The 24,509-nt window shown below is 56.8% G+C and carries 23 protein-coding genes and 1 pseudogene; 11 read left to right on the plus strand and 13 right to left on the minus strand.

What is annotated here, in order from left to right; translation table 11 throughout:
• Positions 1-18: 18 nt before the first annotated feature.
• The 3 genes from QYC26_RS03575 to QYC26_RS03585 all read right to left on the minus strand — a co-directional run bounded on the left by QYC26_RS03575 (position 19) and on the right by QYC26_RS03585 (position 3,660).
• Positions 19-1,047, minus strand: a complete 1,029-nt coding sequence (locus QYC26_RS03575) for a zinc-binding dehydrogenase (protein WP_317514024.1) — start codon at positions 1,045-1,047, stop codon at positions 19-21.
• A 137-nt stretch (positions 1,048-1,184) separates the two neighbouring features.
• The gene (locus QYC26_RS03580) at positions 1,185-1,475 is read right to left on the minus strand and encodes a hypothetical protein (protein ID WP_317514025.1); all 291 of its coding nucleotides are present in this window, start codon (positions 1,473-1,475) and stop codon (positions 1,185-1,187) included.
• Between the two features lie 25 nt (positions 1,476-1,500).
• Positions 1,501-3,660, minus strand: coding sequence for a TonB-dependent receptor (locus QYC26_RS03585; RefSeq protein ID WP_317514026.1), 2,160 nt, complete (start codon positions 3,658-3,660; stop codon positions 1,501-1,503).
• A gap of 282 nt (positions 3,661-3,942) precedes the next feature.
• Here QYC26_RS03585 and QYC26_RS03590 point away from each other — a divergent pair, with 282 nt between their 5' ends.
• Entirely contained in the window at positions 3,943-5,472 is a 1,530-nt protein-coding gene (locus tag QYC26_RS03590; protein ID WP_317514027.1) for a helix-turn-helix domain-containing protein, read from the plus strand.
• A 62-nt stretch (positions 5,473-5,534) separates the two neighbouring features.
• Here the strand turns inward: QYC26_RS03590 and QYC26_RS03595 are convergent, their stop codons facing one another.
• On the minus strand, positions 5,535-6,095 hold the full coding sequence (locus QYC26_RS03595) for an IS5 family transposase (protein WP_317514028.1): 561 nt from the start codon (positions 6,093-6,095) through the stop codon (positions 5,535-5,537).
• 29 nt (positions 6,096-6,124) lie between these two features.
• Positions 6,125-6,256, minus strand: a pseudogene (locus QYC26_RS03600) (transposase); the annotation flags it as partial.
• 82 nt (positions 6,257-6,338) lie between these two features.
• On the opposite strand from QYC26_RS03600, the gene QYC26_RS03605 reads away from it, so the two are divergent.
• Positions 6,339-6,764: a hypothetical protein gene (locus QYC26_RS03605; protein WP_317514029.1), complete on the plus strand. Its 426-nt coding sequence runs from the start codon at positions 6,339-6,341 to the stop codon at positions 6,762-6,764.
• A 121-nt stretch (positions 6,765-6,885) separates the two neighbouring features.
• Here the strand turns inward: QYC26_RS03605 and QYC26_RS03610 are convergent, their stop codons facing one another.
• The gene (locus tag QYC26_RS03610) at positions 6,886-7,425 is read right to left on the minus strand and encodes a hypothetical protein (protein WP_317514030.1); all 540 of its coding nucleotides are present in this window, start codon (positions 7,423-7,425) and stop codon (positions 6,886-6,888) included.
• Positions 7,426-7,609: 184 nt separating this feature from the next.
• Between QYC26_RS03610 and QYC26_RS16775 the strand changes: the two genes are divergently transcribed.
• The 5 genes from QYC26_RS16775 to QYC26_RS03630 all read left to right on the plus strand — a co-directional run bounded on the left by QYC26_RS16775 (position 7,610) and on the right by QYC26_RS03630 (position 10,653).
• On the plus strand, positions 7,610-7,852 hold the full coding sequence (locus QYC26_RS16775; RefSeq protein ID WP_411197624.1) for a helix-turn-helix domain-containing protein: 243 nt from the start codon (positions 7,610-7,612) through the stop codon (positions 7,850-7,852).
• 70 nt (positions 7,853-7,922) lie between these two features.
• Positions 7,923-8,996, plus strand: coding sequence for a hypothetical protein (locus QYC26_RS03615; RefSeq protein ID WP_317514031.1), 1,074 nt, complete (start codon positions 7,923-7,925; stop codon positions 8,994-8,996).
• Positions 8,997-9,098: 102 nt separating this feature from the next.
• Complete coding sequence (locus tag QYC26_RS03620) at positions 9,099-9,659, plus strand: site-specific integrase (RefSeq protein WP_317514032.1); 561 nt, start codon at positions 9,099-9,101, stop codon at positions 9,657-9,659.
• Positions 9,660-9,694: 35 nt separating this feature from the next.
• Positions 9,695-10,036, plus strand: a complete 342-nt coding sequence (locus QYC26_RS03625; RefSeq protein WP_317514033.1) for a DUF3768 domain-containing protein — start codon at positions 9,695-9,697, stop codon at positions 10,034-10,036.
• 2 nt (positions 10,037-10,038) lie between these two features.
• Positions 10,039-10,653 (plus strand): hypothetical protein, encoded by a 615-nt coding sequence (locus QYC26_RS03630; RefSeq protein ID WP_317514034.1) that lies wholly within the window; start codon positions 10,039-10,041, stop codon positions 10,651-10,653.
• Here the strand turns inward: QYC26_RS03630 and QYC26_RS03635 are convergent.
• Complete coding sequence (locus tag QYC26_RS03635) at positions 10,618-10,881, minus strand: helix-turn-helix transcriptional regulator (protein WP_317514035.1); 264 nt, start codon at positions 10,879-10,881, stop codon at positions 10,618-10,620. The two genes, QYC26_RS03630 and QYC26_RS03635, sit on opposite strands and share 36 nt — an antisense overlap.
• A gap of 108 nt (positions 10,882-10,989) precedes the next feature.
• Here QYC26_RS03635 and QYC26_RS03640 point away from each other — a divergent pair, with 108 nt between their 5' ends.
• Genes QYC26_RS03640 through QYC26_RS03650 form a run of 3 tightly spaced genes read left to right on the plus strand, consistent with a single transcriptional unit; the run spans position 10,990 to position 13,550 of the window.
• Positions 10,990-12,015, plus strand: a complete 1,026-nt coding sequence (locus QYC26_RS03640) for a lysozyme inhibitor LprI family protein (RefSeq protein WP_317514036.1) — start codon at positions 10,990-10,992, stop codon at positions 12,013-12,015.
• Positions 11,961-13,112: a DUF2939 domain-containing protein gene (locus QYC26_RS03645; protein ID WP_317514037.1), complete on the plus strand. Its 1,152-nt coding sequence runs from the start codon at positions 11,961-11,963 to the stop codon at positions 13,110-13,112. Before QYC26_RS03640 ends, QYC26_RS03645 begins: the two co-directional genes overlap by 55 nt.
• A gap of 24 nt (positions 13,113-13,136) precedes the next feature.
• Positions 13,137-13,550, plus strand: coding sequence for a lysozyme inhibitor LprI family protein (locus QYC26_RS03650; RefSeq protein ID WP_317514038.1), 414 nt, complete (start codon positions 13,137-13,139; stop codon positions 13,548-13,550).
• Positions 13,551-13,717: 167 nt separating this feature from the next.
• Here the strand turns inward: QYC26_RS03650 and QYC26_RS03655 are convergent, their stop codons facing one another.
• The 5 genes from QYC26_RS03655 to QYC26_RS03675 form a co-directional block, all read right to left on the minus strand.
• Positions 13,718-13,996, minus strand: a complete 279-nt coding sequence (locus QYC26_RS03655; protein ID WP_317514039.1) for a hypothetical protein — start codon at positions 13,994-13,996, stop codon at positions 13,718-13,720.
• A 109-nt stretch (positions 13,997-14,105) separates the two neighbouring features.
• Positions 14,106-14,471, minus strand: a complete 366-nt coding sequence (locus QYC26_RS03660) for an endonuclease NucS domain-containing protein (protein WP_317514040.1) — start codon at positions 14,469-14,471, stop codon at positions 14,106-14,108.
• Between the two features lie 62 nt (positions 14,472-14,533).
• Positions 14,534-15,280 carry a hypothetical protein gene (locus QYC26_RS03665; protein ID WP_317514041.1) on the minus strand — a complete coding sequence of 249 codons (747 nt, stop codon included), beginning with the start codon at positions 15,278-15,280 and terminating at the stop codon, positions 14,534-14,536.
• On the minus strand, positions 15,280-17,793 hold the full coding sequence (locus QYC26_RS03670) for an N-6 DNA methylase (RefSeq protein ID WP_317514042.1): 2,514 nt from the start codon (positions 17,791-17,793) through the stop codon (positions 15,280-15,282). The genes QYC26_RS03665 and QYC26_RS03670 overlap by 1 nt, the downstream gene beginning before the upstream one ends.
• 9 nt (positions 17,794-17,802) lie before the next feature.
• The gene (locus QYC26_RS03675) at positions 17,803-20,442 is read right to left on the minus strand and encodes a DEAD/DEAH box helicase family protein (RefSeq protein ID WP_317514043.1); all 2,640 of its coding nucleotides are present in this window, start codon (positions 20,440-20,442) and stop codon (positions 17,803-17,805) included.
• A gap of 617 nt (positions 20,443-21,059) precedes the next feature.
• On the opposite strand from QYC26_RS03675, the gene QYC26_RS03680 reads away from it, so the two are divergent.
• Positions 21,060-22,580, plus strand: coding sequence for a hypothetical protein (locus QYC26_RS03680; RefSeq protein ID WP_317514044.1), 1,521 nt, complete (start codon positions 21,060-21,062; stop codon positions 22,578-22,580).
• Positions 22,581-23,110: 530 nt separating this feature from the next.
• On the opposite strand, the gene QYC26_RS03685 is transcribed toward QYC26_RS03680, so the two are convergent.
• Positions 23,111-24,448: an anti-phage deoxyguanosine triphosphatase gene (locus tag QYC26_RS03685; RefSeq protein WP_317514045.1), complete on the minus strand. Its 1,338-nt coding sequence runs from the start codon at positions 24,446-24,448 to the stop codon at positions 23,111-23,113.
• Positions 24,449-24,509 lie beyond the last annotated feature (61 nt).

The raw sequence follows: 24,509 nt of genomic DNA on the forward strand, positions 1-24,509 counted from the left end.
CTTTTATTGGGGGGGCGGTTATGCTCTTGTCGGGTCGATCAGCACCTTGCACTGGCCGGTGGCCGTGCGCAGCGCCTCGAATGTCTCGGGCAGCTGCGCAAAACCGACCGTCTGCGTGTGCATCGGCGTAACCTTCGCCTCTCCGCGCGCGATCAGATCGATCACCTGCTCGAAATCCCTTTCGGTATAGCATTGGGCGAACTGGATGCTGACTTCCTTGCTGAAACCGACCAGCGGGGTAATGCTGTCCTCACCGAAACACACGCCGGCCACCACCACCCGGCCACGGACGCCCGCCAGCTGTATGGCCTGCTGGATGAGGCCAGGAATGCCGACGCATTCGAACACAACATGCGGGGAGCTGCCGGTCAACGCGCGGAAACGGGTGGCGACATCTTCCGCCTTTGGATCGATCGTCGCCGTCGCGCCCAGTTCCGTCGCCAGCGTCCGGCGGGTCACGGCGGGTTCGCTGACGACGACATGCGCCGCCCCCGCCAGCCGGGCGAACAGCGTGACCGCCGCGCCGATCGGCCCAGCGCCGATTACTAGGACCCCTTCGCCCTTCTTGATCGCTCCCATTTCGACCGCGTGATACGCGACCGCGAGCGGCTCGATCATGCCCCCTTCGTCGATCGAAACTCCGCTCGGCAACCGCTGGAGCATCGACGCGCGAGCAACGACGAACTCCGCATAGGCGCCAGGTCTGTTCGCCTGCGTGCCAGTGAACTGCACTTGCGAACAGAGCGCGGGCAAGTCCATGTCGCAAGCATCGCAATGACAGCAGGCGTGGATCGGCAGCGCCGTCACCCGGTCACCAACCCGCCAGTCGCCTTTGACCTCGCGACCGAGAGCGACGATCTCGCCCGCGAATTCATGCCCCAGCACGGTGCCCGTCGCTACCGCGCCGTACTGAGTGATATGGAGGTCGGAGCCGCAGATGCCAGCGCGCCCTACCCCAATGATAACCTCATCCGCTTCGGGCGTGGGATCGGCCATCGACCCCACCAAAAGCGGTTTCCCCATTTCCTGAAAGAAGGCAGCGCGCATGATCTCACTCCTCTATCTTAGCGCTGATACCCGACGCGCGATCACAGACCGCCATCAGCGGAAGTGCCACGAAATTGACGTAGTTTGTGTCGGCGGAGGCAAGGAGCAACATCCCGTCGCGGTCTCATCGGGGGGAGTCACAACGCGCATAGGATTCGATTTCTGCGCGGGTCTGCTTGCCGCTTTCGGTCGCCTCGCACCGGGTGAGCAGAACTTGGTGGCGGCGCTGCCGTGTCGGTAGGATTGATACCGACCGGAAGAACAGCGCCCGTGAAGCCTTGCTCGTTCACCCTCGCAGCGATCAGTTCGTCCGTCGCCACGTCTCGCGAGGCGGAAATGACGTTGCTACCCTCACATGCGAATTTGACGATGATGCCGCAGCCAATCTCATCACTGCCACCGGTCGCTATGACCGCCTTGCCCTTCAAGCCGCAATCCATCTGAGTATTCCCTTCAGAATTTCATGCTGATATCGACGCCCATGCTGCGGGGCTCGCCGAACATTGCCGCCGCGACATCGCCGAGCGCGAAATGGTTACGGTAATAGTTCACGTTGGTAAGGTTACGCCCCCACACCGCCACCCGCAGACCTTCGACGCCCAGCACATTGGTCAGACCCAGACGGGCGCCGAGCAGACCATAGGCATGTGTGATGATCTTGGGATCGCTGGCGACGCCGAAATATTTATCCTGCCACGCATAGTTGACGTTCGCCTCAACAATGCCGACAGACGTTTCTGGAGACTTGTAATCGGCACCTAGCGTGAAGCTGTTCTTGGGAGCATGCTGGAAATTGAAATTTGACGTTATGTCGTTACCACCCAGATCGACGACCTTCTTATATTTCGGGTTCGTGTATCCGTAGCTGCCGCTTATGGTCATCCCGTCGAACAGAAGCGCCATCAGATCAGCTTCGAAGCCCTGCGTTACAGCACTACCAGCATTGATGATATCGAAGATACGCGGGTTGAATGGATCGAAGACGTTGGTTTGGATATCCTTATACTTGCTATGATAGGCTGCGACGTTGAACCGAATGCGGCGATCGAAAAATTCTGATTTGAAGCCAGCTTCGTAAGACATCAGCGATTCAGGCTTGAATCCTGCTGCAAATGTCGCGGGTGTGCTAGCGGTCGGGTTGAACCCACCGGTACGGTAGCCCCGCGTGATTTTCGCGTAAACATTGGCGTCCTGATTGACGTCGAACTGGATCGTACCCGTGGGACTGAAGTCGTTGAATCCCTTTTTACCGCTGCCTTCCAGCACGAGCACGGTCGCACCGCCCGGCGGCGTGCGTGTCGACAGGACGGTTGCCTCCCGTTCATCGCGTGACCAGCGGGCGCCGACCGTGATGTGCAGCCGTTCGTCCATGAAACGAGGCGTCCAAGTCGCCTGGCCGAAGACCGCATAGGCCGTGTTCTCCCATGTCGAGTGCCGGGGATTGTAACCGCTTGGCATCAGGGAATTGTCGTCACCGAAACCGGATTCTCTGAAATAATAGAGGCCGCCGACATATTTGACGCTGTCATCGAATAAGTCGCCGATCAACTGCAACTCTTCACTGAACTGCTCCTGATTGGTCGAATTGGTATTTGAAAATGGCAGAAACGCTCGAACCGGACCGGGGTTATAAACCTGATTTGTATTGTCGTTCAGCCGCCGGTAACCGGTGATGGACTTGATCGTCAGGCTGGAATTGATGTCATAGATCAACGTCAGATTATGCCCCTGCACCTGCGTGTTGCCGGGTCGCAGGACGAAGAGGCCGGAGCTTGCAGTGCGAGACAGCGTTCCTTCGGCGGGGTAGAGCGGCACCGACTGGCTGAAGGTCGATGTGTCGTCGATCCATGACGAGTCGTAAGTGTAGCGCGCCTCGAAGGCGTCGGTCGGCTGCCACCGCAGCGCGGCCCGAACAGCCTCGCGGTCAACATCGCCGAAACGACCCTCGCCAGGACCTAGATTCCTGACAAATCCGTCCTTCTTCACGCGTAGATAGGTAAGTTCGGCGGCAGCCGTTTCGCCGAACGGGATGTTTATCGAGCTGCGCGAGCGGAACTCGCTAAAGCTGCCGAAACTTAGGCTCTGCTGGGCGCTAAAGTCACCGAGCTGCGGCGCCTTTGAGATGAAATTGATGGCACCGGCGGTCGCGTTTCGGCCATAGAGCGTGCCCTGCGGACCACGCAGCACTTCGATCCGCTCCAGTTCAGCCAACTCATTGGCTAGCCCTTGCCCCTTGGCGACATATACGCCGTCCACATAGACTGCGACGGGGTTATCACGTGTCTGGGTCGCCGCCGGTTCACCGATGCCACGAATAGTGACTCGCAGCGTCGTACCCGTGTTTGGATGCGGGGAAACCTGCATATTTGGCACCGCAGAGCTTAGGTCCGCGAGCGAAACGACACGCTTCGCTTCCAGAGCTCCGACATCCAGCGCCGAGATCGAGATCGGCGTATCCTGTAGCGATTCAGCGCGCTTTTGCGCCGTCACGACGATATCGGCCAGACCGCGGCTGTCGCCGTCCGCCTCTTGCGCGGCCAAGTCGGCGGATTGCGCGAGCGCCGGCGCCTGAAACGCAGCCGTCACCATCAGAGTCATCAGAAACCGCTTCATATCACCCCCTCCTCAGGATTTTTTTCCTCCGCCCAGTGTCTACGCTTGGGTCGGACGCTTAGTGACCATGCCGCTGATCCTATAAAGCGTGATCTCCTCCAGCATCCCCAATTATGATTATTCAAATTTTTATAAATTTCCGAAATTTTCTGATGAACGTATTATTAAATCTATCTTTTCATATCATTTGTAATGATCAGAAACTTCTATTTGTTTGTGAGTTACAAATATTGATCGCATGATCGATGATGAGACCCAATTTGCCGCGGAGGACAAACGCACATGGCGAGCGATTTCCAGCTTAATGACGACGAACGAGCGCGCCTTGAGGAGATTGCAAAATCGCCGCATTCTCCGCCGTCACTCGCGCAGCGATCGAAGATCATCTTGGCCTCGGCGCTTTCCAATGCGTCCGCCATAGACATTGCCCAACAGCACGGCGTGTCACCGGCAACCGTCCGCCGGTGGCGGCGGCAATTTTCAATTCTCGGATCGGAGGGCCTGGCCGATGCGCAACGATCCGGCGCGCGCCGCCAGATCAGCGATGCCATGCGGGCGAGAATAGCCGAGCTCCATGCCGCCGGGCGCGATACGCGTCGGATCGCGCGGAACATCGGAGTTAGCCAAAGCTCTGTCTCCCGTATCCTCCGACAGATGAAACCCGCCGTCGGTGCGAATACAGAGGCTCCCGCGCCGGACATCAGCGCACTAATACGGGAATTATTCGAGAGCCTTGCCGACACCACGCCGTTGGCCAGATTCCTCAAATCTCTCCAAAATAAAACAAATTCATTTTATTGCGGACTACTTGTTTTTTCCAATAAAAGCATGAAACCCAGCTTCATACTAGCCGATGGTCAACCATTGGAAGGTGAATTGCCGTATATTGAAAAATATTATAAGAAAGAATTACTATTATCACTTCCAGAAGGAAAAGTCATTACTTCAAGTGACTTATTTTCATACGATGAATTTCATGGAAGTGAATTATATCAAGAATATTTAAAGGAATATGGCGTTGGCCATATTCTCGGCATGGATATCGGTACAGTTCGCGGCGTTGCCGGAAATTTCCGGCTCGCGCGACTGGAAAGCGACGAAGACTTCGGGGCACGCGAACGCGCGTTGTGCGAGGCGCTGATTCCCTATTTGAGGGCCGCGCTGAACATCCTCGTCATGCGTCTCGACATGGAGGCGGAAAAGGAAGCCCTGTCGGCCACCGTGTCCGGGATGTCCGTGGGCAGTATTCTGGTCGATCCGGACGGCGTGGTCTTGGAGGCGAATCCACCTGCCTTGGCGATATTGGATCAACACGACGGCCTGATACTAACGAACAACAGGTTGGTCCTAGATGAACCGGCCAAATCCCGGCTACTTCATGACCTGATCCGCAAAAATGCTGAAAGGAAGAATAATTTCTCGGCATCGGGGTCCGCGCGTGCCATGATGGTTGAGCGCCCGTCAGGACGAGAAAGCATCAGCCTAATCGTCCGGCCCGGTTCTGGCGCGAAGCAATTGGCGATCCGGCAGACCGCACTTATCCATCTGGTCGATCCGGCGCGGCCCCGCACTTCCGTGATCGACGCCCTGATTCATTTGTACGGACTAACCCCCGCCGAAGCAAAGGTAGCGCTGTTCCTTTCCAACGGCAATTCCATCGCCGAAACCGCGCGCGCTAGCACGACGAGCCAAAATACGACCCGGTCCCATATCCGATCGATCTTCTCAAAAATGGGAATCAATCGTCAGTCGGAACTTATCAGAACCGTTCTGATCAGCGTTGCCATGCTTCCCATGCAGACTCAGCCCTAGAGGCTCACTCCTAGCCATGCCCCCTCACGCAGCCCATGACGGCGCCCGTCTCGTCGCGGTCCTTAGGCGGCGTGGACAAATTTGAGCCAGTATCTGGCAGTGGCAAGATGGACCATGCCGAGGAAGCTGTTGGCCAGTTGGTCGTAACGGATGGCGATCGCACAGTTGATCTTGAGGTGGCCGAACATGCGCTCGATGTGGTTGCGCTGCTTGTAGAGCGCCCTGTCGTATTCGATCTTCACACGGCGGTTTGACCTGCCGGGGATGACGGCATCGTCCTTCCGTTTAGCGAGGTCGGTCCGGATCGCGTCGGCATCGTACCCCTTGTCCGCAAGCAAGGCATCGGGAGCGCGTTCGGGTAGGCCGATCAGGACATCATACGCCTTGCAGTCTGCCGCCTCACCGTGCGTCAGGTGGAAGGCGACTGGTCGTCCGAGGGCATCAGCCAGGCAGTGAAGCTTACTGGTGAACCCGCCCCGCGAGCGGCCAAGAGCGCGTCGATGAGTCCCCCTTTTCCGCCCGCCGCCCGGACTGTGGTGCTGTCGATGCTGTAGTGACCGCTGTCCGCCATAATCTCGGCGAGCGTCACCGCCACGGTTTCCCAGACCCCGGCTTCGCTCCACCTCCGGAACCGGCGATAGATGGTGTTCCAACTACCGTATTTGGGCGGAACGTCGCGCCAAGGAGTACCGCACCGCAGCCGCCAGAGTATGCCGTTGACGATCGAGCGATTCTGCTCCGGCGGCCTGCCTCGTCCACGGTTCGCAGGCTCGATCGGCAGCAAGTCCTTCAGAACCCGCCATCCCGCCTCTGCATCGCGCCATCCTAATGATCGGTTTCATTCTCGGCGCAGGGGTCGCGTCGCGATGGATTATGGTCCTCGATATCAAGCGCAACATGGCAAAAGTAAAGCGCATCCGGTCAGGCCGGAAGTCGAACACCACCGCTCGCTGTTAGGTGCTGAATTAGGCGCCCCTCCAACGCCGCCGAATTTGTCCACGCGGCCTAGTCGCCAAGGCGAGGAACAGTACCGAAATGACAGAGAAGATTTGACCAACACCGTACTTTACGACGTCGCTGAGACCGAACATGCGCCCGATGCGGCTGCGCTGCTTGTAAAACGCGCACTTGCAGGCGACGGCTTGATCGGCCGGAATGACATCGCCCTTCCGATCAACAAGGTCGGTATGCGCTCAGACAAGCCTGATCAGGGCGCCATAGGCCCGGCAGCCCGCTGCTTTTCCGCCTCTCAGATGGAACGCAAGCCGAAGCCGTTAACATGCAGAATGTGAACGAATTGGGCCTCTATATCCCCGCCTCCGAGCTGAGCGGTGAACCGTGCTGTCCCCATGACAAAATAGCAATTTTGTCATGGGGACATAGGCGCTAACGGCGCATGAAGAGCTATTCAGCTTAACCTCTCTCTACGACATCCGAAAAACCTGGCTCAATCTCGCCCTGTTTCAGCCTTTGCGAAATCGGCGTTTGTTTGCCGCACTGGTAAATGAACCCAATAAGCAAATGAGGCGGAACCTTGTGTCGGTCCGCATACAGCATTTGATAGGCAAAAAGGCTGCGCTCGCGACGATCTGGGCCATCTCCCTGTTCTGAAAAGACTGACAGCAGCGCCCAATGGAACGGGTTCTCCTCGAAGGTTGGCCCCCTAGCTGGAGCATTACCGTCCTTTTCGACCACCTTTTTTATGATCTCAAGTTTGCCGCAGTCACGGTACGATAGGACCAACGCATATACGGCCCGCAGGAATTCTCCATTGCGACTGGTCTGTGGCGACAGTCCCCTACCTGTCGCCCCGCTGTGCCTTAGCCAATCATCGCAGATGCTTTCTATGCTCCGCATATAATCTTTTAACTGAAAACTCTTGCGCATTTTCAACGCTCCACTCCCCACATCGTTATCATCCTCAATCTCAGCACAGCATTTCAAAGGCGACATTATGTCGCATTTAAATACGCATTACTGTCACATTTAAATACGACAATTTCGGCATATTTAAATACGACGGAACTAGCATTACTGAACTGATATATAATCATTTTTTCCACCATGAAGGGCGAAAACAGAGAGTTGTAAATCCTGCGTTGTCAGTATTTTCTGACAAAAAAAAATGGAAATTTATATGAATAAACAAACTGCCAACGCAGCATTTCCTCTCGAGTTCGCGTCGAAAGCCTATCTCACGGAACGAGAAGTCTCCGAGCGCCTGAACGTGTCGATCAAATGGCTACAAAAAACGCGCTGGGCTGGAGGCGGAATCCCGTTCGCCAAATTCGGATCGAATGTCCGCTACCCTGTCACGGAGGTCATGGCGTTCGAACAACGCTCGCTCCGAGCCAGCACTAGCCACACGTCGGGCCAATAACCTCACCCACAATAATTTTATTCGCCTCGGAGCAGATGCGCTCCGGGGCGCAATGCAGGATGATATATATATGAAAAATGCCATGAAGCAGGCAATCCAGAGCCCCTCCGAACGTGCCACCAAGCGCAAACGCTTATGTAAAGCCAATAGCATAGCGAAAAACAGTGGATCTAATGGGGTAACCATATCCACCATTGATGTAATCAGCGATTTTGATGGAAAAAAATTTTCCAAACGATGCAGTGATTACAGTGTCGAAGAGTTGAATGATATTGCTAAAAGCGACTTTGATTTTTTTGAGAAAAAGGCCAAGACCGCTTGGGAGAAATACAACCCTTCTCACAAGAAAATGAAGCCGTTCCATTTGATGTTAAGGGATAGCAATATCAGCCTGCGCTCCCGTCTGTCCAATCGAAAGGCGCTCCTCGCATCATCAGCGGCAATGATGGAAACATATCAGGAGGCAATAGCCACTGCTCCTGGAAATGTCTTTTTCCTCACTTTCATCGTCCCGGAAGGGGTCACTGAGCAAGATAACCCGAACCCAAACATTAACGGGGTCCGGAGCAAAATATATCGGGCCATCAAAAAGCTCGGCGGTGATGCATTCATCAGCCTACAGGTTGAGACGTTTAGCAAAAAATTCAGCGGAGAGGATTTCAGGAGAATGGACCTGCACGGACACGGTCTCCTCTTCACCGATATGTCGCTTTCAGAGCTAAAAAGGGCAATCAACGAATTGAATGCACGAAAGGCGTATCGCCACTCTCATGGCGTGCGGGCAATTGTTGCAAAAGAGATCACTCCAAACACCGCCGCATATCTCGGGAGCTACACCACTCGCCCCCCGCGCTATGTTAAAAATATTGTTCATCTCAAAAACGATCCGAAAACCTTCAAATTAAGAGGAACAACGCAAGGTTTCACGGATGAAATGTCACTGAAAATTCTATACGCCCTCCATCAAATACCCATTAAAGATAGTGTATTCTCATGCGGAAATCATGGACGGAAAATAAAAGATATCTGGAAGGAAAAATATTTAGCAAACTCAAGTTCACGTCCATTAGATCATCCATCATATGACGTAGATCTCTCCACAAGAGTTCTAAAAAGAACAATCTTAAATATTAATAATCATTGATTTAATTTGACAAATTGCGCTGCATGTGCCATTATAGCATGCAGCGCAATACTGCGCCGATCATCAGAAAAATTTGGAATTCATATGGGGAGCCCTGCCAAGGTGCTGTCCGAAGCCGATGTCCGTCGGCTGTTGCAGCACGTCACCAATCATCGAAATGCACAGCGCAACCACGTCATCATATTGCTGAGTTTCAAGGCGGGATTGCGGGCATGTGAAATCGCCGGACTCACCTGGCCCATGATCCTCACCGCCTCCGGCAAGCTGGCGGATCATATCGATATCGCCAGCAGCATCGCCAAAATGGGATCGGGCAGACGCATTCCGCTCCACCCCCAGCTCAAAACAGCGTTGCGGCACTTGCATCAGACCATGGCCAAGCCGCTGACCGGCCCCGTCGTCCGCTCCGAACAAGGCGGACATTTGACCGCGCGCAGCGTCGTCAATCTGTTTGCCGAAATCTATGCCGCACTTCGGCTTGATGGATGCTCATCGCATTCGGGGCGTCGTACTTTCATCACACAAGCAGCGCGGCTTTTGGCCAAAACGGGTGGGTCACTGCGCGACATTCAGGAACTCGCCGGCCACCGCGCCATCACCACCACCGAACGCTACATCCAGGGCGACCGCGCCATCCAGCGCCGCTTGGTCAGCCTGCTCTAATTTCACCCACATTCTATAACGAAAGGAACCACGGTATGAACGACCGTGCATTGGAGACGTGCGCCCGCATCGCACAGCTCAACGACGCATTTCGCAAGACGGGGCGCGGCGGGCGCATATTGATGACCCAGGGTATCTATGCGCTGGGCGTCCTCGCTGGCATTGAGATCCTCCTGCTCATCCGCAATTTCGACGACTTCTCCGGCGAAAATGATCCCTATTTCGAGCGTGACATGGGCGCGTTTAGCTATGCTGGTCAGCGCATGCTGTGGAAGATCGATTATTACGACAGTGACATGCGTTATGGGTCCCCCGACCCCGCCAATCCCGATGTCACCACGCGCGTGCTCACCATTTTGCTCGCGTCCGAATATTGACCATGGACGCCGCTCTCACACAGGCGGGGCAGCGCGTTTCGCTAGCGGCCGCTGATGCCATGGCGCCCTTAGCCCAGGGCAAGCTCGACGGGTTGTGCGGCTTGTACGCCATCATCAATGCGCTGCGTCTGACGGCGTGGCCGCATAAAGTGCTGACTTACACAGATTCAAAAGCACTGTTCAGTTTTGGAACCAAATTTCTGCACCGCCGACGCCAGCTTAAACACGTCATTCGTGACGGCATGCCAGCTTCGCTATGGCGCGAATTGGCAGATGCGGTTGCTGCAGAGGCTGAACCGCGCGCGGGCATAGCACTGGCGGTGTTGCCCTATGATGCAGAGCCTAACAGCACCGACACGACGCAATTGTTCGATTTCATCCACTCGATGCTAATGGCCCAGCGCCCCGTGCTCATCGAGCTCGGCAACTGCTACCGCCATTATACCGTGATCGCAGGGATAAGTGCGGCGCGATTGGAGCTATTTGATAGCTGGGGTTATGCCCATATCCACCGCAACGCTTGTGGCTACGGGCCAGTGGCGCGTCAGCGGCACGCATTGGCGCACGCTATGGCCATCTACTCAGCTTACCCCACCCCGCTTCCGTCCTTTAGGTAAGCCATCAACAAGCTTTACGTTTTCGTGAGAAAACAGATCAGCCAACTGCACGTGCAGTACGCTAGCAAGACGTTCAAGCACATCGACCGTGGGATTTTCTTCACCACGTTCGACGCCACCCAAATATGATCGGTCGACGCTCGCGTCAAAAGCCAAGCGCTCCTGTGAAATGCCACGCTCAACGCGCAACCGCTTCAAGTTCAAACCGACAAGTTTGCGTGCTCGCATAATGAGACATGCAGACTTTTGACGGCCATTAAACCACTGCCTATATCCATCATATTAATTAGGAAATGCTGATCGGCTTTCGGCCGCTCAGCGACCATGGGGGACAAAATGAATACCGACGAAAAGCGCTGCCCAAGCTGCGCTGAAACCATCAAGGCGGCCGCGTTGATCTGCCGCCACTGCCAACATCCCTTCGATGCCACCGAAGTCGCGGCGCTTGCCGCCGAAGCGGAACAGGCACGAGCAGCGCACACTGCGTTGCTCAAGAAACGGCTGCTCATCGCCGCGGCGATTGCCGCTGTCGCCGTTCCCGGCGGGATCTATCTGGGCAAGTCGCTCTTCCCCGCCCCCACTCCGAGCATTGCGCAAGCTGGCCAGTGCGCCGCCAGCGACATTGCCGTCAGCCTCGCACCCGGCATGACCACCGGCGTGGTGGAGCTCAGCGCAGGGCACGGCAATCAAATCGTCAAAGCTGCAATGCCCGTTCTCTGTGTCGAGACGTCCGCGCTGAACCGTATCCATGGCAATGCCACCGGCCGCTTGGAAATGGACATCTCCTTCGACCCGGCGGGAACGATCCAAAGCTATCGCCGCTTCACCGATTTTTATAACCCACAAAAACCGGTTCCGGCGCCAGCCATGATGCGCTTTGGCACACTGCGCTGGGATCCCCAGTCGAAGCAGGACGCGTTGTCGGTAACCTGGCTGAGCAAGCAGGAACTGACCGCGCGTTACGGAATTGCAGACGCCCTCCCCGCCGCACAGCCCTTCACCGTCACCGACATGCCCGAGCAGGGCGAAAACGATGAGCCTGGCGAAGAGCGGTCCGCGGAATATCAGCAGTGCATGGACGAGAGCGAAGGCGTGACCGTCACGATGATGGACTGTATTGCGATCGATCTCGGCCCCAAGGACGACCTTCTCAACACGCGCTACAAAGCGGTCATCGCGGCTTTGCCCGATGCTAAGGCCGAACAACTGCGCGCGCTCCAGCGCGATTGGATCCGGCAACGGGACCGGCTTTGCGACGAAAAGCTCGAAGAACCGGGCGGCACGCTGGGCCAGGTCATTCGCCGCGAATGCCTGCTCACCGAGACCAACAAGCGCATCGCGTTTCTGAACCGCTACCGCTGAGCGTCAGCGCCCCACTCCATCACCGGGCATTCGCCCCAATGAGGATTTCCATGAAAAAGAAATGGCTTTTGGCCGCTGGTGCGGCTTTGACGATCCCGCTTGCCTGGTATTTTGGGTCACCGCACTGGACCGTCTATCAAATGACGCGTGCCGCCGAGGCTGGCGATACCGACCGCCTCTCGGCCTATGTCGACTATCCTGTCCTGCGTGAAAATATCAGTCGCGACTTCAAGACGCATCTGGCCCAGCGCGCCATCAACGAGGACATGTCGGGTTTTGCAGCGCTCGGTGCCACGCTCGTCATGGGGATGACCGAGGGAATCGTCGACACCCTGATTTCACCAGACACACTTCAAGCGGTCATGCGCAAGGAACCTGGCAGCGAAGCGCCGGCACCTTTCGGGCTTCAGATCGGCGATATGTCCTTGACCCGCGACAGCCTCAATCAATTCCGCCTGCGTCAGAGCGATGGTGGAGCGCTAATCTTTTCCCGCCAAGGATTGGGTTGGCGTCTTACCGGCATCCGTCGTTCTGCCGATGGCGCCGCGCCCGGCAATGCTACGGTCAATGCGGCGCCCAGCGCCCCGCCCGCCACATCGTCCACGGACGCACAGGATCTCTCGGCCATCTTGCGCTTTGCGGATCCCGCCAATTGTCGACCGGGCAAAGAGCTTGAGGCAGCATACGAGAAAATCCTCACGGCGGACGGAGAGGTCCACACCCAGCCGGTAACGCTCGCGGCGGGATGGACGCCCCTCCCGCTCAACACGCGCTATCCGCAGATGCCCGACGATGAGCCCGGAACCCGGCGCGTGGAAACCACATTGCATCTGCCCGCAGGAACGATGTGGAACGGGCTTCAACTGAGCGCCTTGGCAGCCTCATATATCGGCATCCCCGATATCGATTCCTCCTATACCCGCGAGCTTCACTTCAAAGGCGATGCCGCCACGATCCGCAGCACGCTCAACGGTCTCGGGTTCAATATCGCGCCAGGATCCGCGCCGACCCATATCGAGGATGATGTCTGCGGTGGCAGAATCCAGCTCAACGACACCGGCAATGGTGCGGTCCTTCAGTGCAGCCTTGGTTGCTGAACTCTACCCTTGATGAGGTAAACCATGATCAAGACGATGATGATCGCGCTGCTCTTGAGCGCCCCTTCGCTTACCCTGACGCACGCCGATCCCACGCCCGCAATCACTGCGCGTTATTCTCAGGCCTATGACGATTGCATCCATCACGGCGAACGAACCGGCGAAATGGCGATGCCTGGCTATGTCTGCAACGAGCGCGAATATGCGGTGCAGGATGCCCGCCTCAACCAAGCCTATAAGATGGTGATGACGCGGCTGACCGAACCACGCAAAGCCGAACTCCGGACGCTTCAACGTCAATGGATCGGGCAGCGGGATATGGTCTGCGCGCGGCGCGAGATCGCGGAAGGCGATGTCGAGGGCTATGTCGGCGTCAAGCTCGAGTGCCTGATGAACATGACCATCGCACGGACGATCTTTCTCGAACGGTACCGTTGATCAACGGACGAGGGTGCGATCGCACCCTCATCTCCTTCACACAGGTAATCAGCCTTCGCTTTCGGTGTCCATGGGACTTTCGCGACGGTCGGCTTCGGAGCCGCTTAGCATCGATTCCGGACATTAAGCGGGAGCTAATCTACCGTAGGCAGACGCCAACAACGCAGTCATCTTCCACGTCCATTTCGATTATCGAAAACACCGACAAAGCCGTGTCCCGGAGCCTTCACCGAGACACGGTCTCCGATGGAAAGCAGGTTGAGCGTGTTGCTATACCAGCTACCGCCTCCCGCGCAGATGAAGCCATAGCGGCGGCCTTCATCCCAGCTGCGGGTACTGCCGTGCCCGAAACAGGCATAGAATTCGCCATTCCATGGCTCCCGCTCGCGCGTACCACGCTTGGTCTGCGTTACAACATTGACCTGCGTTTCCACCGGATCGAGCAACCATGCCCGGCTGAGCAGTTGCTGATCGCCGTGAACGAAAATCTGGAAGCAGAGGACGTTGATCGGGATGCCGCGCTGATTGAGGTATTCGACAATGCGTTCGCTGCTGTCATCGAGGTGCGTGGCAACGATGACAATCTCGTGGTCTTGGTTCGTCGAGCGGTTGGCCGAAGTACGCCTGGAAATCAGCAGCCAAGTTACGGCTCGGCGCGAAACGGGCGTAGATCGCGGCTATCTCGTCCGCTTCCAGCCCTTCCACCCAGCAGGCATAATCAATGGCTTGCGCAACCACCTCGCGGGGCGTGCGGTCGCGCTTCAGTTCGATCAGCACGAGCGCGCCGTCCGGGGCAATGGCGAGCAGATCGATGATCCCGCCGTTACCTGTCCGCCCCTGCCGTCCGATCAACATCCATTCGTCCGAAAGGATACGCGACGCAGCGACGATCATGTCTTCCAGCGCGCGCTCGCTGGACAAGCGCGCTTCGGCGAGCGGCTAGGGTCTGTCGCTGACCGTCCAAATGGCATTGCGGATGGGCATCAGGCTCCCTCCAGCTCGTCTTCGATCTGGGCCAAGGCGGCAACTTCAGCATGTAGCCCTGTCATCACGTCTTGGCCGGGATGGTCTCCCAATGTTGCAACATCAAACGTTGAACAATGGCGAAGATCGGCCATCGACATGTAAGCCTTGTGAATGAAGTTGGCGGAAAGCTCCTCGGCAAAGGTGCCATATTGAAGTTCTTCGGCCTGAGCGCTTTCAGTCAGGAAGCGCCGATAGAGTTCGGAGATGACGGGCTGCATATGGTCCTCGATGTTGCGGACCTCGCGCATCATGTCGGCAATTTCATCATCGATCGCTTGCTGGTCGTTGAAAAACACCGTGCCGGTCGGGTGAGCGATCTTATTGCGGCGCTTCACGAATTTGGCAAACTCGCCGACCTGCTCGTTATTGCAGCCGATCAGCTTCAGGAACCGGAAGATCTGCGATTCCTTCAGCTTTTCATAGAACTTGAAGGGGCTGTCGCACTCTGTGATCTTGCCCTCGTCCTCGGCACGAAAGCCAACCATGGCCATGTGGAAAGCCTCAGGGCGGGCAAGCCTGATTTGCCAAATCGAGAAGCTGACAAAGCTCATGTAAAGCAGGTGGAATGCCAGACTGGCGAACTCGTAGCGGCCCTGCTCATAGTTGCTTTGAAATGCCGACCACAGAAATTGTAGGTAGCTCCCTTCGCCCTCAGCTGCCATCGAGTAGGGCAGGTAATCGTTGAGTTCGAGCGCCTCTTCCATCAGGCAATGCCCTCCTCAGCCCCGCCCCAGACCCGGGCGATGGCGGCTTCTATCTTCTTTTCGAACCGGGCAATCAGTTCGCGGTTGGCATCGACAAGCCCCTGCTCGTCCTTAAGTTCAGCCACGATCGCTTGCTGGGTTTCGAGCGATGGAAGTGGCACTTGGTGGTCTTTAAGAAGGCTAAAATGCCTTCGGTAGCCATCCGTCGGCAGCGGGTACGCTTGAAGATAATAGGCGAGGTAGGCTGCGCTCAAATCGCCGACTGGTTTCAGTATTTTGATGCCGTCTGCGCCCTGCACAAACGGTTGATCGACGAACTTGATGACACAAGTATGATCACCGAACACCACTAATCCATCGGCAGGTTCGATCACCGCATCGGCACTGTCAGTCCAACCCGCAATGAACTCCTGCGACTGGTCTATGATCGGAAACTGGCCGGATTCGCGATACTCGCTGGTTTGCAGCTTCGCAGGCGGCGTGACCGTTGTTACGATTTCCTTGATAGCGCTAACTGGCCAGGCGGAATCGATGGGGATGTGGGGGCGGTAGTTTTCGAGGACGGTTCGGGCGCCGTCGATGACCTTCTGATAGCCCTCAATCTCCGCCACAATTTCGCGCTGCATCTCAAGCGGCGGAAGGGGTATCTCGAAGCGTTCGACGAAATCCCTTGGGACACGCTGAAGCCCGCCTGTGCCCGTCATATTGGAGATAGCTGGAGTGCGAAAACTCGGGTGCATGACGCAATGATAAACCCATTGAGCAAGAACTTGCTCGCTAGGACGAAGGACGTAAAACTCGCTGGAGCCGAAGCCGACACCATTCGTCAAACCTCGCGCAATCCCGGCTTTCCCGTTCTCAAAGCACGGCGTGACTTTCGCCAGCAATACATCGCCATTAGCAAAATAGGTGTAGCTCGCGCCCACTTCACCAAGTGGCTTCATTTCGCCGGGGACGAAGTTGATCCGGTGCTCATTAAGAACGGCCATGGGGACGAATGAGACCATTGTCTCAAGGGGAAGGCCGCCAATTTGCGATTTGCGCGGGTTGATGACGCAGACATCGCCGATCGGAACCCGTGGAACTGCAAATTCAGCCCGTGTTGCTTCCCGATACCGTTCCCCGCTCAGATTGTATTGACCGTCCTCACCGATCCGCGCCCTCTTGACTGCAAATCCCAGTGACGATTCCAGCGCCACCTCGTCCCCTCCGCGCACGGCATCCAGCCAAGAGCCCAGCCCGGCTTTTACCTGTGGCAATTGGCTACCCTTCACCGCGCGGCGCTGCGCGCCGAGGCCAAAGCCGTCATTCTCGATCTTGAAGAAGGCAATGCTGTCGCTTGCCTTGGCCACGGCGCGGTCGAGGATCAGGATCGAGGTCTTTACGCCCGAATAAGGATTGAAAACACCGGCGGGTAGCGAGATGACGGCGGCCAGATATTTTTCCACCAGCATCCTGCGCAGGTCGCAATATGCGCTCTGGTTCTGGAAGATGATGCCCTCGGGTACGACGATCGCGGCGCGGCCTTTGGGGTTCAGATGCTCAGCGATATAATCAACGAAAAGCACTTCGCTGCGCTTTGACGGCACGCCGAACCGGTTGTGCGGCTTGATCCCGCCCTTCGGCGACATGAAAGGAGGATTGGCGAGGATTACGTCAGCTGTTTCGCTCCATTTGCCTTCGCTGCTTAGCGTGTCGTATTCTTCCACCTTGGGATCGGCAAAGCCGTGGAGATAGAGGTTGACGAGTGACAGCCGCACCATGTCAGGCGATATGTCATAGCCCTTGATGTTGCTGGCCAGCCGTTGCCGGTCTTCAGTCGTCAACAAGTCTCCGGAATAGCGTAATGGGCTGTCTAGCGTCGCTTCCGCCACGTCCACTTCCACGCCCGTGCCATTGCCGCTCGCATCGGTCGAATTGGCTTTCAGGATATGCTTGTAGCTGGAAATCAGGAACCCAGCGGTGCCGCAGGCAGGGTCAAGGATCACCTCGTCTTTTGTCGGATCGATGATCTCCACCATGAAATCGATGATGTGGCGCGGGGTGCGGAACTGTCCCGCATCGCCCTGACTGCCCAGTACCGACAGTAGATATTCGAACGCGTCACCCAGCCGTTCGCTGTGGTCATATGTGAAGGCGTTAATCTCGCGCAGAAAACTGCGCAGCGTTTCTGGATCGCGGTAAGGCAGATAGGCGTTGCGGAATATTGAGCGGAACAGCTCTGGGATGCCCGGATTCTCGACCATCTTGGTCAAGGCCTCGGTGTAGATATTGAGCATTTCCTGCCCGCCGACGCCGGGCGCAACGAGCTTGGCCCAGGCATACCGCTCGAATTCCCCCGCGAAGAAAGTGCGCGCGCCGCCCATTTCCTCGGATTCGAGGTCCATGTCGTCCATGAACTTGTAGATCAGGGCGATAGTGATCTGCTCGACCTGACTCTTAGGGTCGGGCACCTTGCCGACCAGAATGTCACGGCAGGTGTTAATGCGGCGTTTGGTATCACTGTCTAGCATGGGGCGCTCTTAGGGGAGGAAGCGGTTAAGGGACACATAGTCCTTGATATATTCCGGTATGCGCTTGCGCCATTCTGGCGGCACTTCCTTCAGGTCTTTCATTCCAAAGATCGGATTGACGTTGAGTTGGGTAAAGTGACCTTCGTCGATGGTTTTACGGACGCCCGCATCCTTGATGTAGGCATCAAAAAAATACCGCATCTGAGCGATCCGGTCGGCCTCTTCGGGCTTCTGGTCGAGCAGGAACTTCTGGAACTCGTCGTCGATCAGCTCGTCCTTCGATTTGAAGCGCGGGATGTGGCCGAACGCCTTTTCGATGATTTCGCGCACTGTCAGGCGGCGATCCAGCCCGGCAGCACGGCGCAACTTGTCGAGCGTGAAGAACTCGTCGGGCTTGTCGAACAGATGATCCATGACCCGGCGGACAGCAGCTTCCCAGTTTTGCTGCTCGACTATGGCGGCAAGCGCCGGATCGGCGCGGGCCATGTCCTCGAACTTCTGGAACAGCTCGCGGTCCACCCGCATGCCCTCTAGGCCGATTTGCTGCTCGTTTTGGCTGGTGATGCTATCAGGCTGGAATGTTTCGAAGCCCTTGAATGTGCGGCGTGACGATTCAACCGTTGATGTGAACGGCTGGGCACCGGGTTTGGGCAGCTTCAGCTCTTCATTATAGTCAAACTTTTCTTCGAAGAATTCGCAGTTGGCGAAGAAGTCGAACAGCCGGAATTCGGTCTTCTCCAGCGAGGCGATTTCAGCCTTGCGGGCGGGATCGCGCATCTCCTCAGCGAAGCGATGCTTGCGGGTACCGCGACCTTTCATCTGCACGAAGTCCGAAGGGCTGAAGATCGGCCGCATCATTGCTAGGTTCAGAATGTCCGGGCAATCGTAGCCGGTAGTCATCATGCCAACGGTTACGCAAACGCGGGCCTTGCTCGTGGCATAGCTTTCATCGAAAGTACTACGTCCGCCAAGGTTGTTGTTCGCGAACTGGACCGTCATGGTCTGGGCAGTCGGGACCTCGCTGGTTACCTGCATAGCGAAGTCGGACTGGTATTTTCCCGGCCAGATATCATCGGCCATTTCATTCAGAATTTGCGCAATCTTGGCGGCATGGTTCTGGCTGACGGCGAACACGATGGTCTTGCCGAATTCCCCGGTGACTGGGTCACGCAGTCCGTGGGTGAGAAGGGTCTCGCACAGAACGTCATTGGTCGCGTCGGCGAAGAACTTCTTCTCGAAGTCCCGACCGGCGAAAGCCTCCTTTACCTCGTTACCGTTCTCGTCGGTCGCTTCTACGACGAAGCCTTCGTCGGACAAGAGCTGAGTGGTAATCTCGGTTCTAGCATCAACGACATAGGGGTTGATCAAGAACTTGTCGCGGACTCCATCGAGCAGCGAATAACGGAAGGTAGGCTCGCTTCCTTCGCATCCGAAAATGCGATAGGTGTCGAGCATCATGCGGCGTTCCGTATCACGCGGATCACGCGTGGCGGTGCTGCTCCGCGACTGCTTCAGATAGTCCTTTGGCGTGGCCGTGAGTCCGAGCTTGTAACCTACAAAATACTCGAAAACCGCGCGCGCGTTTCCGCCTATGGATCGATGGGCTTCGTCCGAAATCACAAAATCGAAATCTGTCGGCGCGAAAAAGCGCCGGAACTTGTCATTGAACAACAGCGATTGAACGGTTGTAACGACAATGTCCGCTTTTCGCCAATCGTCGCGCTGCTCCTTATAGATTACGCTGGTGAAATCATTCTTCAGAAGGGCCTTGAAGGCCTTGTCGGCCTGAACTTCCAGCTCGATCCGGTCGACGAGAAAGAGAACCCGCCGTGCATTGCCAGTCTTGAGAAACAGCTTGATGATCGCGGCAGAGGTCAACGTTTTGCCGGTACCGGTCGCCATCTCGAACAAGAAGCGCACGGCGCCGCTCTTGGCCGCGCGCTGCACAGCCTGAACTGCCTTCCTCTGGTACTCACGCAGAAGACGCAGCTTGGTTTTTTCGATGAATGAAGGGCGTTCAGTTTCATTTTTCCAGCCCGCTTCGTTGGCATAACCGGGCATCTGCGTCAGCGCTATGTAGTCGCGACCGACGATCTCGCTCGCTAGGCGCTCGGCATCAGGCTGGAAGGCGTGATGATCCTTTATCGCGCCTGGGCCAGGAAACTTTGTGATGACGCTCGGATTGCCCTGCTTGAGGTCCCATAGGTAGTGAATGTTGCCATTGGACAGGATCACGAAGCGTGCGTTCTGCTCGCGTGCATAACGCCTCGCTTGCTCTTTCGCTGCCAGTGGGTTTTTCCCCTCGGACTTGGCTTCGAGAACGATCAGAGGGCGACCATCAGTGTCGAGCAGGAGGAAGTCGATGAAACCGTTCTTGGTTGTCTCAAAATCCTGTCCGAGCGCATTGATCTGGACCTCTGTAATCTTGGTGTTGGGTTCCAATACGATATTTGCAGGACCCGCATCGCAGTCGAAGAAGCGCCATCCAGCCTCCTCAAGAAGCCGATTAATCTTGATCCTAGCAGTCGCCTCTTTCGCCCCCACAGATCCCTCACGCAAAATAGCCAGCCGTCTCCTACGCTGGGCTCTCTTTTGCGGCAAGCGATCAAATTCCTCTCTAAAGGCCGTTGTTTTTTCGAGACAATGCACTTCTAGTGCGCTTTATCGGGGAATGACTTTGGGTTGGTCAGGTGCGAAACCGAACGGTTGACGGCAGCATGAGAAACTCTTTGGCGAACCCATCTCTCCAAGCGTTCGCTATTGCGATCTGCGCTACTGAAAGGGGCCGTTCCAGATTGTCCGACTTTCCTGCCAATGGGCGATCTAAACGGACGCAGAAAATATACCTGCTTTCGGGAAACCAAAAAATCGCCTTGAACTGCAAAGAGGGGGCGCCTGTGATGGGCAGTGCCTAGGACAAAGCCACCCAGTCTTGAGCATCGAGGATGATAAAGCTGACGGACAGCAGCTGGGAACGGAAAATCGGAGGCTGAGCGACTGAAATGGGTCGGCCGCTGCCGGAAACGAACGCCGCATCGTGGGACTTTGCCGGCTGGCAGGTTCGCCGCAATGTGCGCCCCTGGCTCTGCTGCGCCCACAACCAGAGACTGGCACGCCGTTCCCCCTGTAGCCCCCCTCTCGATGACTTTCCACAAAGCCACTAAGAATGAACCCCTTGCATTCATATAACCTTCAAGAAACTTAGGTTTTTATCTCCGGTCGCGCGGATAGAAAAAGAACCAATACATAATCGAGAGGGGAGCCTAATGAACATGAAGTACGCTTCGGTAAGCTTGCTGGCGTTCAACCTTGCTGTTGTTGCCTCCAGCGCGTCGGCCCAAGGTCTGGGCCTTGCCGATCTCAAGAAGGTCGGCCAGGTCGACGAGCGCTACCAAGCTTATAATGTCGAGATGGTCGAGGTCACCGGCGGTCGGTTCTGGGCTCCCTATGGCGGGCCAGCCGGCGAAGTTTATCGCGAGCGCCCACCAATCGACCTCACGGATCAAAGGTTGATCCATCTCGCTCAGCATTTGGGGCCCAGCCTCATGCGCGTCAGCGGCACATGGGCGAACAACACCTATCTATTGGCGGACGGCGAAAAGCTGACCACGCCGCCCAAAGGCTATATGCAGATCCTGACGCGCGAGCAGTGGCGCAATGTCATCGCCTTTTCCAAGGCAGTCGATGCGCCGATTGTGACGAGCTTTGCGGTTGGAGCGGGCACGCGTGGCGTGGATGGCGTGTGGAAGACTGATCAGGCGCAACGGTTGGCCGACCTGACCCAGGCATTGGGCGGCACGATCTACGCCGCTGAATTCTTCAACGAACCCAATATGCCTGCCGCCACCATCGGCATGCCCAAGGGGTATGGCGCCACCAACTACGCAACGGATTTCAGGCTGTTCAAGGATTGGGCGAAAAAGACCTTGCCTGATATGAAGATTCTTGGCCCCGGAGGCGTCGGGGAAGGAGGGCTTATGCACCAGCCCCCCGTTAACGCTTTCGGCACACCTGTCCGCACCGAAGACATGATGAAAGCCAATCCGAACAGCGTCGATGCGGTGTCGTATCATTTCTATGGCACCGTTTCGCAGCGGTGCGCCGGGATGAATATCGGCACGGCCGTGAAGGAAGAGGCGCTTACGCCTGCATGGCTGGACGCAACGCTGCGCGATTACAATTTCTACAGCACGCTGCGTGACCAATATGAGCCGGGCAAGCCAATGTGGAACACCGAGACCGCACAGGCGGCGTGCGGCGGCTCTCCCTGGGCGTCGACCTTCCTCGACAGTTTCCGCTATGTGAACCAACTTGGTGCGCTGGCGCAGAAGAGCGTCCAGGTCGTTATGCACAATACGCTGGCGGCGTCGGACTATGCCCTGATTGATCAGGATACGCTAACGCCCCGCCCCAATTACTGGGCGGCGGTGCTATGGCGCAAGACCATGGCCAAGACCGTACTTGAAGCGCCGCAATCGCCCATGTCGAATTTGCGCGTTTATGCTCAGTGCCTGCCCGGCACCAAGGGCGGTGTGGGTCTGGTGGCGCTGAACACTGGTGGTGCGCCGCAATCGCTGGCGGTTGGTCGCAAGGCGCGCAGTTGGGTGATGACCGGGCAACCGCTTGATACGCGCAATGTGCTGGTCAACGGCCGGGCGCCGTCTATCGACGGCAGGGGCATGCTGCACGGGCTTGATGGCGTGCCGGTGCGCGGCAAGCTCTCCATCCCCGGCCAGGCGATCGCCTTCGTGGCGGTACCCGACGCCGCCAATCCCGCTTGCGGTTAAGCCTTTACCATCAACCGCATAGGAAATGCCCTTCCCTCGGCGGGACCGCAAGCGGTTTCCCGCCGGGGCGTTCCTGATAACCAGAGGCGGGCAAGGACGGAACTACGATCGGGAAGGGTCGAGAAGCGTTGTGCCCCTAACTGTGGATGGAGGATCAGATGGGGCTGCATGGACCGCGTGACGAACCGGACGCCGTACTAAAGGGCGGTGTTAGATTAGCAGACGGTCGGCTGCTGGGGAGCGAAATTTGGGCGCGGAGCGGCCGGAAAGGGTCGGCTGCTGCCGGAAACGAACGCCGCATCGTGGGACAATGGCGACTGTCGGCTCAGCGGCGAGTACCCCAGGAAAGCCGACGCTCGCTTCGCAGCGGCGCGAATTCAGGTTGGCGGCTTGCCCTTGGACAAACCGGCCGTATATCCCCGCGGCTCAGAGCGTCTGGCTAAACCGAAACCGGTTACTGGCCAACCTGCCAAACATTCATCGTCACAAACGCCGGACCAGAACGAACAAGAATCGACGTCACCATTGGATTAGAGCTTGTCGAAAACGGAGCCCAAACGGGGTGCAAATAACCGTTCGTAGGTCTTGAGAAGATAGTTGTCTGTCATTCCAGCAACATGATCGCAGATTACCCTTAAGTCGCCTCCCGACTGCTGGTATTTCTTCAGCGCATCGGCAGGTAGCAAGCGCTTGGGATCCGATTGCAAGGCCTCGAAGACCGCCACCACCATGCCTTGTCCCTTAAATTCAAGGTGCTGCACATTGGGGCTTTTGATGACCTCATCGACGACCAGCTTCTGCAAGACATCCAAGAAAGCGCGTTCCGGCTGACGAACTCTGGCGCGATATTTCAGGAGCGGCTCGATGAATTCCGTTCGCTCATCATATTCCACGGCAGCGATAAAGTGGTGCACCAGCCGGCCAATATAGCGTTTGCGCTGCCCGCTCTCGCCAAATAGGCCTTGGACCATGCGCGAAAAGACGGTGTCTTCATTTTCGTCTGGATACCGTTTTTTCAGCTCTTCGAGGAGCGAAGGGCATTTGCCTTCCACGGCTGAAACGAACCGCTCCTTGGAAATGAGATGCAGCGCAATGGCGTCTTCAAGGTCGTGGACGCCGTATGCAATGTCGTCAGCGGCATCCATGATGCTGCAATCGAGCGATTTGTGGCGTGGCTTGTTATGCTTGCTTTTGTCCCCGTCCCATGTCTGAAACTCGCGACGGTCATGGTCGGTCAGCGGCTTGAGAATCCAATCTACAATCTCTTGCTCGCTGTCGAGATAACACTTGGGGGGCTTGCTGGCATCGGTATCGATGATCCGCAGCGTGGTTGGCTTTTCGGCCAGTTTGGGAATGATATCGGGATTGCGAGCCTGAAAGAATGGCACAGGATATTTCAGAACGCCCAGCATCGCCCGGCGAGTTAGGTTTGCGCCGGCGCCCTTGGAAAAATCCTCAAGCCGGGCAAGGATACGCAAGGTTTGCCCATTGCCTTCAAAGCCCTGATCTGCGGGCATGCAGTAATTGAGCGCGACTTCGCCGCCATGCCCGAACGGCGGGTGACCGAAGTCATGAGTCAGGCCGATGGCCTGAATCAGAGCGCGGTCCGGCAGAAGGCTGCTTGCCGGATGCTGGGGGAAGGAAAAGCCCAACTGTTTGGCGATGCCGCTGGCGATCTGCGCCACTTCCAGCGAGTGAGTCAGACGGGTGCGATAGAAGTCGCTATCTCCGAGATTGAGGATCTGGGTCTTCCCCTGCAGCCGGCGGAACGAGGCCGAGTGCACAACCCGCGCATAGTCAATTTCCTCATCGCTGCGGGAATCGTCAGCCTGACGCGGAGAGGTCTCACGCCGCTCGCTCCAACTCATATGGTCTCCAACCTGCGCTGCGGCTACACCTTTGCCCACTCGGACAGTTCAGCGAACGCAA

Source organism: Sphingomonas sp. C3-2, assembly GCF_033025475.1.
Taxonomy (GTDB): Bacteria; Pseudomonadota; Alphaproteobacteria; order Sphingomonadales; family Sphingomonadaceae; genus Sphingobium_A.

Excerpts from the sequence above, each read along its gene's own strand:
- QYC26_RS03575 (WP_317514024.1), bottom strand. The coding sequence starts at position 1,047 with ATGCGCGCTGCCTTCTTTCAGGAAATGGGGAAACCGCTTTTGGTGGGG.
- QYC26_RS03585 (WP_317514026.1), bottom strand. The coding sequence starts at position 3,660 with ATGAAGCGGTTTCTGATGACTCTGATGGTGACGGCTGCGTTTCAGGCG.
- QYC26_RS03590 (WP_317514027.1), top strand. The coding sequence starts at position 3,943 with ATGGCGAGCGATTTCCAGCTTAATGACGACGAACGAGCGCGCCTTGAG.
- QYC26_RS03605 (WP_317514029.1), top strand. The coding sequence starts at position 6,339 with ATGGATTATGGTCCTCGATATCAAGCGCAACATGGCAAAAGTAAAGCG.
- QYC26_RS03610 (WP_317514030.1), bottom strand. The coding sequence starts at position 7,425 with ATGTCGCCTTTGAAATGCTGTGCTGAGATTGAGGATGATAACGATGTG.
- QYC26_RS16775 (WP_411197624.1), top strand. The coding sequence starts at position 7,610 with ATGAATAAACAAACTGCCAACGCAGCATTTCCTCTCGAGTTCGCGTCG.
- QYC26_RS03615 (WP_317514031.1), top strand. The coding sequence starts at position 7,923 with ATGAAAAATGCCATGAAGCAGGCAATCCAGAGCCCCTCCGAACGTGCC.
- QYC26_RS03625 (WP_317514033.1), top strand. The coding sequence starts at position 9,695 with ATGAACGACCGTGCATTGGAGACGTGCGCCCGCATCGCACAGCTCAAC.
- QYC26_RS03630 (WP_317514034.1), top strand. The coding sequence starts at position 10,039 with ATGGACGCCGCTCTCACACAGGCGGGGCAGCGCGTTTCGCTAGCGGCC.
- QYC26_RS03635 (WP_317514035.1), bottom strand. The coding sequence starts at position 10,881 with ATGCGAGCACGCAAACTTGTCGGTTTGAACTTGAAGCGGTTGCGCGTT.
- QYC26_RS03640 (WP_317514036.1), top strand. The coding sequence starts at position 10,990 with ATGAATACCGACGAAAAGCGCTGCCCAAGCTGCGCTGAAACCATCAAG.
- QYC26_RS03645 (WP_317514037.1), top strand. The coding sequence starts at position 11,961 with ATGCCTGCTCACCGAGACCAACAAGCGCATCGCGTTTCTGAACCGCTA.
- QYC26_RS03650 (WP_317514038.1), top strand. The coding sequence starts at position 13,137 with ATGATCAAGACGATGATGATCGCGCTGCTCTTGAGCGCCCCTTCGCTT.
- QYC26_RS03665 (WP_317514041.1), bottom strand. The coding sequence starts at position 15,280 with ATGGAAGAGGCGCTCGAACTCAACGATTACCTGCCCTACTCGATGGCA.
- QYC26_RS03670 (WP_317514042.1), bottom strand. The coding sequence starts at position 17,793 with ATGCTAGACAGTGATACCAAACGCCGCATTAACACCTGCCGTGACATT.
- QYC26_RS03680 (WP_317514044.1), top strand. The coding sequence starts at position 21,060 with ATGAACATGAAGTACGCTTCGGTAAGCTTGCTGGCGTTCAACCTTGCT.
- QYC26_RS03685 (WP_317514045.1), bottom strand. The coding sequence starts at position 24,448 with ATGAGTTGGAGCGAGCGGCGTGAGACCTCTCCGCGTCAGGCTGACGAT.